Source organism: Streptomyces incanus, assembly GCF_042656345.1.
Lineage (GTDB): Bacteria > Actinomycetota > Actinomycetes > Streptomycetales > Streptomycetaceae > Streptomyces > Streptomyces incanus.
This window is the reverse complement of record NZ_JBHSPC010000068.1, coordinates 1-10,173: the sequence shown is the minus strand read 5'-3', so window position 1 is coordinate 10,173 and position 10,173 is coordinate 1. Positions and strand designations below refer to the sequence as shown.

Genomic DNA, 10,173 nt, shown 5'->3' with positions numbered 1-10,173 from the left:
CCCGCCCACCGCCACCGACCCGACCTGGATCCGCCGGCTCCTGCGGCGCGGGGCGAGCGGCCGGACCGGCACCTCGGGGACCCCGAGGGAGACAGCCGTCATCGCGTCACTCCTTGTTTCCCGAGACCGTCTCGCGCAGGGCGCGCAGGGACTCCTTCAGGGACCCCATGGTGGCGAGGACGGCGGTGGGCTCGTAACCGCAGTGCGCCATGCAGTTGGCGCAGCGCGGGTCCTTGCCGCGGCCGTACTTGTCCCAGTCGGTCTCCTCGATCAGCTCCCGGTACGTCGGCACATAGCCGTCGCTCATCAGGTAGCAGGGCCGCTGCCAGCCGAAGAGCGAGTAGTTCGGGATGGCCCACGCGGTGCACGGGAAGTCGACCCTGCCCTCGAGGAAGTCCAGGAACAGCGGCGAGTGGTTGAGCCGCCAGCGGCGGCGGTTGCCCCCGGCGAACGCCTTCCTGAACAGCTCGCGGGTCTGTTCCACACCGAGGAAGTGCTCCTGGTCGGGGGCCTTCTCGTAGGCGTAGGCGGGCGAGATCATCATCTCGTCGACCTTGAGGTCGTCGTTGAGGTAGTTGAGCACCTCGATGATGGTCTGCGGGGTGTCGGTGTTGAAGAAGGTCGAATTGGTGGTGACCCGGAAGCCGCGCCGCTTGGCCTCCTTCATCGCGGCCACCGCCTCGTCGAACACGCCCTCCTTCGCGACGGACTCGTCGTGCCGCTCGCGCAGTCCGTCGATGTGCACGGCGAACGCGAAGTACGGCGACGGGGTGAACTTGTCCATCTTCTTGCGCAGCAGCATGGCGTTGGTGCACAGGAACACGTACTTGCGCCGGCCCACCAACTGGCGCACGATCTCGTCGATCTGAGGGTGCATCAGCGGCTCGCCACCGGCGATCGACACCATCGGCGCCCCGGACTCCAGCACCGCGCCCACGGCCTGCGCGACCGGCATGCGCTGCTTGAGCACCCCGGCCGGGTGCTGGATCTTCCCGCACCCCTCACAGGCGAGGTTGCAGGCGAAGAGCGGTTCCAGTTCGACGATCAGCGGAAACTTGTCCCGCCGACGGAGCTTCTGTTCGGCCAAGTATGTAGCGACCTTGACGGACTGACGCAGCGGCATGACCATCTGGCTCACCTCCTGGGGAGCAACAAGGAACGGTGCCATTCGAGATACACGGGAAGGACGGAACGAAGAACGCGGAAAGCCGATATTCCACCGCGCACCGTGCCGATCCGGACCAGTTCATGTTCAGGAGCGTCCACGACCACCCGTACGGCCGCAACCGGGCGCGCACCCGCGCGGACGGCGCTCAGGAGCGTGGCCGCGGACTCCATGTCGACCGCGATTGCGCCGGTGGCGAGCAGCTCGGACCGTTCGTGCCCCCGGACCACGTGCTCGGAGCCGGTGAGCAGCCCGGTGTGGACCGTGCGCCCCGGCGCGACCCGCGCCAGCTCCCTCACCAGTAGGTCGACCCCGACGCACGGCACGCTGCCGCGCGGGTCGCGGGTCTCCCCAGCGACCACCAGGTCGCCGGGGTGCATCCCGGGGGCCAGTCCGGCGCAGAAGCCGGTGGCCAGCACGGCGGCGTCGCGCAGCACCGGGCCGGCGAGCGCCCGGGTGACGGAGCGCTCGGCCGCCGCAGGCCCCATGCCCGTGCGCAGGACGGTGACCGGCCCGCCGGTGCCGCCGCGGCCCCTCCCGCGCAGGGCGAGCCACTCGATGCCGAGCGCGCAGGCGATCAGCAACGGCGCCGGGGCGGCCCGGGAGCTCATCAGCTGCCCTTCGCCTCGGCCAGCCGCTGCCGCTGTGCACCGGCGCCCAACGCATCGGCACCCGCCGTACCCGCCCCCGGCTGCGCCTCCGGCACCTCCGCCGACTGCTCCGCCGGCGACTTGGCGAACGGCTCCCCGTTCACGTACCGGCCGAGCGCGGTGAGCGGGAAGACCTGCCGGTAGAGGTGGTAGTTGATGGAGAAGTCCCAGGGGAACCCGGTGCCCGTGAAGTAGGGCTCGTCCCAGGAACCGTCCTCGTGCTGGGTGTCCGCCAGCCAGGCGATGCCGCGTTCGACGGCCGCGGACTCCTTCTCGCCTGCCGCCAGCAGGGCCATCAGCGCCCACCCGGTCTGCGAGGGGGTCGAGGCGCCCTTGCCGCTCCACTCGCGGGAGTCGCGGTAGGAGCGCAGGTCCTCGCCCCATCCTCCGTCGTCGTTCTGGACCGACTCCAGCCAGGACACGGCCCGTCGGACGGCCGGGTGCGAGGCGGGAAAGCCGGCGGCGACCAGCGCGGGCACCACGGACCCGGTGCCGTAGAGATAGTTGACGCCCCAGCGTCCGAACCACGAGCCGTTCGGCTCCTGTTCGGCGAGCAGCCACCGGATGCCGCGTCTTGTGCGCGGGTCGTGGGCGAGCCCTTCCACGGCGAGCATCTCCACGACGTGCGCGGTGACATCGGCCGACGGCGGGTCGATGACCTCACCGAAGTCGCAGAACGGCAGCCGGTTGGGGAACGGGCTGGTGTTGTCGACGTCGAAGGCGCCCCAGGCGCCGTTGCGGGACTGCATGCCGAGGTTCCAGCGGACCCCGCGGCCGATGGCGTTGTCCACCCGCTCCGGGTCGTGGTGCTTGACCCGGCGGAGCGCGAGGACCACCTCGGCGGTGTCGTCGATGTCGGGGTAGTTGTCGTTGTGGAACTCGAACGCCCAGCCACCGGGCGGGAGTCCGGGCCTGCGCACCGACCAGTCCCCGGGCCGTACGACCTGTTCACCGAGCATCCAGTCGGCGGCTCTGACCAGTTGGGGATGGTCGGCGGGCAGACCGGCGTCGGCGAGGGCGATGGTGGCCAGGCAGGTGTCCCACACCGGGGACTGGCAGGCCTCGATCATCCGGGCGCCGTCCTCGCGCCACACGGCGAACCGGTCGAGGGACTGGAGTCCGGCGCGCATCACCGGGTGGTTCAGATCGTAGCCGAGCAGGTGCAGCGCGATGACGGAGTAGACGGCGGGCGGCTGGATGCCGCCCCAGCAGCCGTCGTTCTCCTGCCGCTCGATGATCCAGCGGGCCGCGGTGTTCATCGCCGCCCTGCGCAGTCGGCGCGGGACGGCCCGGCGCAGCGCGTGCAGGCCCTTGTCGAGCCGCTGGAAGGCGCCCTCCCAGCTGGCCGCCGGCGCCATCCGTCCAGGAGGATTGGGCCTGGCCGGGTCGGTGTGCAGTTCGTCGAGCGGGAACGGGGCGGGCCGTACCGGCCGCTCGGCGAAGACGATCGTCAACGGGACGATCGTCTGGCGGGCCCAGCAGCCGAAGTCGTAGATGTTGAGCGGCACCCAGGACGGGAACCAGATCAGCTCGGGCGGGAGCTCGGGCAGGTCCTCCCACTTCCACCAGCCGAACAGAGCCAGCCAGATCCGGGTGAAGACCCGGGAGGCGGCGATCCCGCCCCGGTCGCGGACCCAGGCGGCGGCGCGCGCCATGTGCGGGGCGTCCGACGGGTCGCCGGCCAGCCGCAGCGCGACGTACGCCTCGATGGTGGCGGAGAGGTCGCCGGGCCCGCCGTGAAAGGTGGCCCAGGTGCCGTCCTCGCGCTGCTCGCCCCGGATGAACAGGGCGGCGGCCCGGGTGGTCTCCTCCTCGAGGATGCCCAGGAACTGACGCAGCAGCAGGTCCTCGGCGTCCATCGTGACGTTGGTCTCGAGGTCTCCTTTCCACCAGCCCTGGTCGTCCTGGCGGGACAGCAGGAACTCGGTGGCGCGCCGCATGGCGTCGGCGGCGATGTCGGGTACCCCGGCCGCCACGGGGATGTCGGTGTCGGTGTCGCTGGCCGCGGTCACCGAGGACGGCAGGGCCGCCCCGGTGCTTCCGTCGGTCGTCGCTGTCATGGCTTCCCCTTCGTGCAGTCCTGCAATGTGTGCGTCTGCTGTGGGTCCGCCGTCGGCCGGTGCCGTACTCCCCGCAACACCGGCCGGCGACTACGCGAGGGCTATTCGACCGATAGTGATCATCTCTTTCGTACGACGACGAAGTCCGCGAGCGCCGTGAACTGCTCCCGCACCCGGTCGGGCATGTCGACGGCGTCGAGGGCCTCGATGGCGATGGCGTGCTGGCGACGTGCTTCCCCGGCGGTCCACTCCCGTCCGCCGGCCTGCTCGATGAGGGCCGCGCGGGCCGCGAACTCCTCCTCGGAGAAGTTCGCGACGTCGCTGCTGCCGGCGTCGGCGGCGAGGATCCCCGCGAGCTGCTCGGAGGCCGGGCCGCCCGCGGCGAGCGCCGCCACGACCGGGAGGGACTTCTTGCGCTGGCGCAGATCGCTCCAGGTCTGCTTGCCGGTGGCCGCCGGGTCGCCCCAGATCCCGAGGAGGTCGTCGACGGCCTGGAAGGCCAGGCCGAGGTGGTAGCCGTACTTCTCCAGGGTGTCGGCGGTGCGCGGGTCGGCGCCGCCGAGCACGGCGCCTACGGAGCTGGCGCAGGCGAGCAGGGCGCCGGTCTTGTTGCCCTCCATCTCCAGGCACTCCTCGACGCCGACCCGGTCGCGGTGCTCGTAGGAGATGTCCTGCGCCTGGCCGTCGATGAGGGCGCGGGTGGCGGTGGTCAGCCGGCGGGTGGCCCGGCCGGCCTCGACGGTGCCGAGTTCCAGCAGCACCTCGTTGGCGAGGGCGAACAGGGCGTCGCCGACCAGGATGGCCTGGGCGGGGCCGTGCACCTTCCAGACGGTGTCGCGGTGCCTGCGCTGCTCGTCGCCGTCCATGAGGTCGTCGTGCAGCAGGGAGAAGTTGTGGACGAGCTCGACGGCGACCGCGCCGGGGACGCCGACTTCGGGGGCGGCGCCGGTGACCTCGGCGGACAGCACGGCGAGCGCGGGGCGCACGGCCTTGCCGCCGTCGCCGTCGGCAGGCCTGCCCTGGGCGTCGATCCAACCGAAGTGGTAGGCGGCGACGGTGTCCATGGGGGGCGCCAGGCGGTCGATGGCCGCCCGCAGTACCGGCATGGCCAGTGTCCTGCCGCGCTCCAGGAGCGCGGGCACGTCCGCCGCGGTCCTTCCAGCGGCCTTCGAGGCCGGGGGCACAGTGGGCACAGTCTCTCCTCTTGTTGCGGTACCGGGGGTGCGGGGGCCCGCCGCGGCGGGTGCGTCGGCGCTCACCGGAGCCCCTCTCGCACGGCGGGGCCAGGGGCGCCGCGGCCGGCCGCCCCGTCCCACGCGAAGAGATGGCGGGGGCGGGGCCGGCCCAGGACGCTCAGCGCGGCGTCCGCCGCGCCGACGCCGCTGCGGACCGCACCCTCCATGGTCGCGGGCCACCCGGTGGCGGTCCACGCTCCGGCCAGGTACAGGCCGGGAGCCTTGGTGCGGGCGCCGGGCCTGAGCCGTCCGACGCCGGGGGCGGGGGCGAACGTGGCGGTGCGCTCCCGGGTGACGAAGAAGTCCCGCACGGTGGCGCCGCGGGTGCCCGGCAGCAAGCGCTCCAGTTCGGGCAGGTAGCGCTCGCGCAGCACGGCCACGGGCTCGTCGATGTCGTTCTGGGCGACCGACTGCGAGACGGCCAGGTACTGCCCCTCCCGCAGGCCGGAGGCCCGGGTGCGGTCGAAGACCCACTGCACGGGGCTGCCGAGGGCCGCGAAGAAGGGGCTGGTGAGCACCGTGCGGTCGTAGACGACGTGGAGGTCGAGGATCGGCGCGGTGCCGATGCCGAGCAGCCGCTCGGGGTCGTCGAGCGCTCCCGCGGGCAGCAGGTCGTACGCCTCGCGCTGCGGTACGGCGAGGACGACGGCGTCCGCGTCGAGCGTCTCGCCGGGCACCTGGACGCTCCACCCTCCGTTGCCGTCCGTGGAGACGGAGGTGACGCGGGTACGGACCTCGGCGCGGACGCCCGCGGATTCGAGCGCCTTGCGGGCCAGCCGGTCGTGCAGTTCGCCCAGGGGGACGTGGGCCCAGCCGATGTCGGCCGCGCCCGGGTCGGACAGCAGACCGGTCTTGAAGACCATCGCGGCGAGCGCCAGGGACGCGTCACCCGCGACCGCGTTGAGGGTGGCGACCCCCACCAGGTCCCACAGTGCCTCGACGGCGCGCGGCGACTGGCCGTGCGCGGCCAGCCAACTGCCGAAGTCCTGGTCGTCGAGGGCGGGATCGGCGAGGTCGAGTCTTTTGAGCGCGAGCGCGGCCCGGCCCACATTCGCCCGTTCGGCGAGCGAGAGGTGCGGGTAGGTGGCGAGGCTGCGCCCCAGGTGCAGGGGTACGGGCAGCGGGTCGCGGCGCAGCCGGCCGAGCCGGCGCCCCTCGGGCCGGTCGGCGTCGATCACGGGCACGTCGAGACGGTTCTGCAGGGGCGCCAGTGCCGCCCCCTCGATCCGGTCGAGGAACCAGCGGTAGGCGGTGCAGCAGCGCAGGTAGACGTGCTGGCCGTTGTCGACGGTCAGGTCGCCGCGCTGGAAGGAGAAGGCGAGCCCGCCGAGCCGGGGGCGGCCTTCGAGCAGGGTGACGCGCACGCCGGCGTCGGCGAGCGCGAGCGCGGCGGTGACGCCGGCGAGGCCGCCGCCGACCACGACGGCATGCCGCCTCGCCGGTGCGTCGTCGCCGGCGAGGCGGCCCTCGGAGCTGGTGACACGGGTCATGGCGCGCCCTCCCCTGCCCGGCCGCCGTGCCGCCGGATCGGTGCGTGGCCGGTCGTCCTGGTCAAGGACGCGGGGCCGGGGCGGAGGGTTGCGCACCGCTTGTCGGCGGCGCCATCGGATGGGGGTGGTGTGTCCATCAGGCGCGCCTCCTGACGGTCCGCCGGGTGACGTGCCGGGTGTCCAGGCCGGACAGGCCGCGCACCGCGACGTAGGCCTTCTCCCGTACGGGCAGGGAGACCCGGCCGCGCAGCACGGCCTCGGGCTCGCGCTCGATGCGGTCGAGGAGACGGCGGTAGATGCCGGCCATGGCGGCGACGCAGGCGCCGCTGCGCCGGTCGAGCATGGGCAGCAGCCGGTAGCCCTCGGCGAACAGGGCGCGGGCCCGGCGCACCTCGAAGTGGACGAGGCCGGCGAAGTCGGAGCCCTCCGGCGGGGTCGGCCCGTTGAAGCCGGCCGAGCAGCCGAACTTGGCCAGGTCGTCGGCGGGCAGATAGGTGCGCCCGCCCTCGGCGTCCTCCCGGACGTCCCGGAGGATGTTGGTGAGCTGGAGCGCGAGCCCCAGCGTGTCGGCGTACTCGGGGGCGCGTTCGGCGCCCCGTGCCCCGGGTTCGGTGCCGAAGACGCCGAGGGAGACCCGCCCGATGGCGCCGGCGACGCAGCGGCAGTAGACCTTCAGGTCGTCCCAGGTCTCGTAGGTCTGGCCGCGTAGGTCCATCTGAACGCCGTCGATCAGCTCGTCCAGGCCGCCGAGCGGGACCGGGAACTGCTGCGCGGTGTGCGCGAGGGCGACGGCGACCGGGTCGGTGTCGTCCTCGTCGACCGCCCCGTCCCGGACCCGGGTGAGCAGCGCCCGGGTGTCCTCGAGCCGGGCGGCCTTGACGTCGTCCGGCAGCGCGCCGTCGCCGATGTCGTCGACACGCCGGGAGAACGCGTACAGCGCCGACATCGCGCGCCGCTTGGGCGTCGGCAGCAGCCGGATGCCGTAGGCGAAGTTCCGGGCCTGCTGCCCGGTGACGGCCTCGCAGTACCGGTATGCGGCGAGCACCGGCGCCGACGTGTGTGTGTCCGGCTCCACGGCCCGGATCACCCCTCTCCTCGCAGCGTCGTGCCGGCCTCGCGCAGCAGCCGGACCTTGCCGGGCTTGGGCGGGCCGGGAAGTACGTCGTATTCGGCGGCGGCGATCGCGCCCAGTGCCGCCCGCCCCCCTGCCACGAACCCCGCGAGCAGCAGCTTCAGCCTGCCGTGGACGCTGCCCACCAGGGGAGCGCCCTCGTCCAGCAGTTCCCGGGCGCGCTGCGCCTGGAACGCGATCAGTGCGCGCACCGACGCGCAGGCGTGCGGCGCGGCGAGATCCGCCTCGTCGACGTGGAAGCGCACCATGTCCTCGGCGGGCAGGTAGACGCGGTCGCGGCCGAGGTCCTCGGTGACGTCCTGGAGGTGCTCGACGATCTGGAGGGCGGTGCAGACCGCGTCGGAGCGGCGGATCCGCTCGGGGGTCGAGGTCCCGGTGACGCCGAGGACCAGGCGGCCGACCGGGTTGGCCGACAGTTCGCAGTAGGCGAGCAGGTCGTCGTAGGTCTCGTAGCGGCTGACGACCTGGTCCTGGCGGTTGGCGGCGATCAGGCCGAGGAAGGGTTCGGGGGGCAGGGCGCGGCGGCGGACCGTCGGCTGGAGCCGGCGCAGCAGCGGATGGCGCGGAACCGAGTCGAACACGCGGTGCAGATCCGTCTCGAAGGCGTCCAGCAGCACCGTCCGGTCGTCTGCCCGGTCGGGGGCGACGCCGAGCAGTCCGGCGTCGGCGCCACCGGGGGCCAGGTCGCCGTCGCCGATGTCGTCGACGAGCCGGGCGTAGCCGTAGACCGCCATCAGGTCTGCGCGCCAGGCTCCGGGCAGGAAGAACGGCGCCACCGGGAAGTTCTCGGCGGCGGCCTTGTCGAGGGTGGCGCGTTCGGTGTCCAGGGGGGCGCGCCCGGGATGGGCCGCGCGCGTCGTGCCGGTTCGCGTCATCGCGGGCTGCCCTGGGCGGGGACGGCGCATACTGCGTTGAGCAGGGGAGTCTCCGTAGCCATTGCCGTCACATCTCCCGTTCTACACTGCCAACCCAATACACACTATTTCGGACACGCCGCCACGCTTCCGCCCGGCCTGGTCGCCGGGCGGTGTCACGCGTTATGGCCCCGATTGCCGCCTTTAGGGACTGGTCCAGCTTACGTTGTACAGCGCGGTACGGACCGCCGGGGTGCCCCCGCGCCTCGGAACAACGCACCGATCAGTGTCAAGATTCCTGCGCACAGCAGGAGTTGACGCTTCTTTTGCAGACGCCGGACCCCGTCGGCCAGTTCCGGCGAGGTCCGGGGCGGACCGGGCTACTTGCCGGTGAACTTCTCGTACTCCTTGAGCACCTCCGCGGTCGGCCCGTCCATGCGCAGTTCGCCGCGCTCCAGCCACAGCACGCGGTCGCAGGTGTCGCGGATCGACTTGTTGTTGTGGCTGACCAGGAAGACGGTGCCGGCCTCCTTGCGCAGTTCCCGGATCCGCGCCTCGGAGCGCTTCTGGAACTTGCGGTCGCCGGTGGCCAGGGCCTCGTCGATCATCAGGACGTCGTGGTCCTTGGCCGCCGCGATGGAGAAACGGAGCCGGGCGGCCATGCCGGAGGAGTAGGTGCGCATCGGCAGGGTGATGAAGTCGCCCTTCTCGTTGATGCCGGAGAAGTCGACGATCTTCTGGTAGCGCTCTTTGATCTGCTCGCGGGACATGCCCATCGCGAGCCCGCCCAGTATGACGTTGCGCTCGCCGGTGAGGTCGTTCATCAGGGCGGCGTTGACGCCGAGCAGGGAGGGCTGGCCGTCGGTGTAGACCTTGCCCTTCTCGGCGGGCAGCAGGCCGGCGATGGCCCGCAGCAGGGTCGACTTGCCGGAGCCGTTGGAGCCGATCAGGCCGATGGCCTCGCCGCGGTGGGCGACGAAGGAGACCCCGCGTACGGCGTGCACCTTGCGCACGCCCCGTGCCTCGTCGTCCTTGCCCCGCCGTACCATCCGGCTGAGCGCCGCCGTGGCGCTGCCGCGTCCGCCGCGGGCACCGTTGACGCGGTAGACGATGTGCAGGTCGTCCGCGATGACGGTGGGGATGTGGGTGTCCGTCCTCTCGTCAGCCACGGCCGTACCTCTCCTCAGCCTTCCAGAAGTAGAGGAAGCCGATCACGCCGGCCAGCAGCGCCCAGCCCACCGCGAAGGCCCACACGTGCGGCGGCAGGTACGAGGAGCCGTAGTCGTCGATCATCGCGAAGCGGACCAGGTCCATGTAGACCGCGGCGGGGTTCCACTGCAGCACGTCGGCGAGCCAGCCGGGGACGTCCTTGCCGGCGAGCATCGCCGGGAGGCTGAACATGACGCCCGAGGCGTACATCCAGGTGCGCAGCACGAACGGCATCAGCTGGGCCAGGTCCGGCGTGCGGCTGCCCAGCCGCGCGAAGATCAGCGCGAGGCCGGTGTTGAAGACGAACTGGAGCAGCAGCGCGGGCAGCACCAGCAGCCAGGACAGGGCGGGCATGCTGCCGAACGCCGTCACCACGAC

General features: G+C 72.4%; 10 protein-coding genes. All 10 read right to left on the bottom strand.

The genetic code is table 11. From position 1 onward, the window contains the following. Positions 1-106 precede the first annotated feature (106 nt). Positions 107-1,129: an adenosyl-hopene transferase HpnH gene (gene hpnH, locus ACFP2V_RS21765; RefSeq protein ID WP_381214955.1), complete on the bottom strand. Its 1,023-nt coding sequence runs from the start codon at positions 1,127-1,129 to the stop codon at positions 107-109. A 5-nt stretch (positions 1,130-1,134) separates the two neighbouring features. Beyond that, the gene (locus ACFP2V_RS21760) at positions 1,135-1,776 is read right to left on the bottom strand and encodes a phosphorylase family protein (protein ID WP_381214952.1); all 642 of its coding nucleotides are present in this window, start codon (positions 1,774-1,776) and stop codon (positions 1,135-1,137) included. Beyond that, positions 1,776-3,875 (bottom strand): squalene--hopene cyclase, encoded by a 2,100-nt coding sequence (gene shc, locus ACFP2V_RS21755; RefSeq protein WP_381214949.1) that lies wholly within the window; start codon positions 3,873-3,875, stop codon positions 1,776-1,778. The genes ACFP2V_RS21760 and shc overlap by 1 nt, the downstream gene beginning before the upstream one ends. A gap of 119 nt (positions 3,876-3,994) precedes the next feature. Further along, complete coding sequence (locus tag ACFP2V_RS21750) at positions 3,995-5,068, bottom strand: polyprenyl synthetase family protein (protein ID WP_381214946.1); 1,074 nt, start codon at positions 5,066-5,068, stop codon at positions 3,995-3,997. Between the two features lie 62 nt (positions 5,069-5,130). Next, entirely contained in the window at positions 5,131-6,600 is a 1,470-nt protein-coding gene (hpnE, locus tag ACFP2V_RS21745; protein WP_381214943.1) for a hydroxysqualene dehydroxylase HpnE, read from the bottom strand. Continuing rightward, a complete protein-coding gene (locus tag ACFP2V_RS21740; RefSeq protein WP_381214940.1) occupies positions 6,597-6,737 on the bottom strand; it encodes a DUF6380 family protein in 141 nt (46 codons plus the stop codon). Before ACFP2V_RS21740 ends, hpnE begins: the two co-directional genes overlap by 4 nt. Then, the gene (gene hpnD, locus ACFP2V_RS21735; RefSeq protein ID WP_381214937.1) at positions 6,737-7,687 is read right to left on the bottom strand and encodes a presqualene diphosphate synthase HpnD; all 951 of its coding nucleotides are present in this window, start codon (positions 7,685-7,687) and stop codon (positions 6,737-6,739) included. The genes ACFP2V_RS21740 and hpnD overlap by 1 nt, the downstream gene beginning before the upstream one ends. Further along, the gene (gene hpnC, locus ACFP2V_RS21730) at positions 7,684-8,607 is read right to left on the bottom strand and encodes a squalene synthase HpnC (protein WP_381214934.1); all 924 of its coding nucleotides are present in this window, start codon (positions 8,605-8,607) and stop codon (positions 7,684-7,686) included. The genes hpnD and hpnC overlap by 4 nt, the downstream gene beginning before the upstream one ends. 359 nt (positions 8,608-8,966) lie before the next feature. Beyond that, on the bottom strand, positions 8,967-9,755 hold the full coding sequence (locus ACFP2V_RS21725; protein ID WP_381214931.1) for an ABC transporter ATP-binding protein: 789 nt from the start codon (positions 9,753-9,755) through the stop codon (positions 8,967-8,969). Further along, the coding region (locus ACFP2V_RS21720; RefSeq protein WP_381214928.1) for an ABC transporter permease at positions 9,748-10,173 on the bottom strand (426 nt) is incomplete at its 5' end. The genes ACFP2V_RS21725 and ACFP2V_RS21720, both read right to left, overlap by 8 nt.

Excerpts from the sequence above, each read along its gene's own strand:
- hpnH (WP_381214955.1), bottom strand. The coding sequence starts at position 1,129 with ATGGTCATGCCGCTGCGTCAGTCCGTCAAGGTCGCTACATACTTGGCC.
- ACFP2V_RS21760 (WP_381214952.1), bottom strand. The coding sequence starts at position 1,776 with ATGAGCTCCCGGGCCGCCCCGGCGCCGTTGCTGATCGCCTGCGCGCTC.
- shc (WP_381214949.1), bottom strand. The coding sequence starts at position 3,875 with ATGACAGCGACGACCGACGGAAGCACCGGGGCGGCCCTGCCGTCCTCG.
- hpnE (WP_381214943.1), bottom strand. The coding sequence starts at position 6,600 with ATGACCCGTGTCACCAGCTCCGAGGGCCGCCTCGCCGGCGACGACGCA.
- ACFP2V_RS21740 (WP_381214940.1), bottom strand. The coding sequence starts at position 6,737 with ATGGACACACCACCCCCATCCGATGGCGCCGCCGACAAGCGGTGCGCA.
- hpnC (WP_381214934.1), bottom strand. The coding sequence starts at position 8,607 with ATGACGCGAACCGGCACGACGCGCGCGGCCCATCCCGGGCGCGCCCCC.